The organism is Limosilactobacillus reuteri (genome assembly GCF_013694365.1).
Taxonomy (GTDB): domain Bacteria; phylum Bacillota; class Bacilli; order Lactobacillales; family Lactobacillaceae; genus Limosilactobacillus; species Limosilactobacillus reuteri_E.
The window spans coordinates 1,042,062-1,042,441 of the sequence record NZ_CP059275.1; positions in this window are offsets into that span (position 1 = coordinate 1,042,062).

The window sequence follows — 380 nt, forward strand, 5'->3', positions numbered from 1 at the left end:
CAAAAACGCCATTCGGCGTGACATCAGGTATCATATTAAGTGAATCAAACCTATATGAAAGGATGTCCGTCAAATGACGCACACCACATTTTATAGATATATACTAAATATATCATAGAACAAAAGAAAAAGCACTAACGTGCTTTAAGAGAGCGATTCATCCCCTACTTATAGAAGTGGGGGTATTCTCGCAAATTTATGGATAAAAAGGACTGTGACATAAGTTAAGTTACTTTCATAAAAAGCAAATACGCAGTACAACAATGGCCTCCAACGTCCGACAAAGCCGAACATTGGAGGCCTACTGTTGCTTGCGGGGGCTCCCAGAGGCTAGCTTCGCGTCGAAAAACGAAGTCACAAGTGACTTCTGTCTCGCTCCC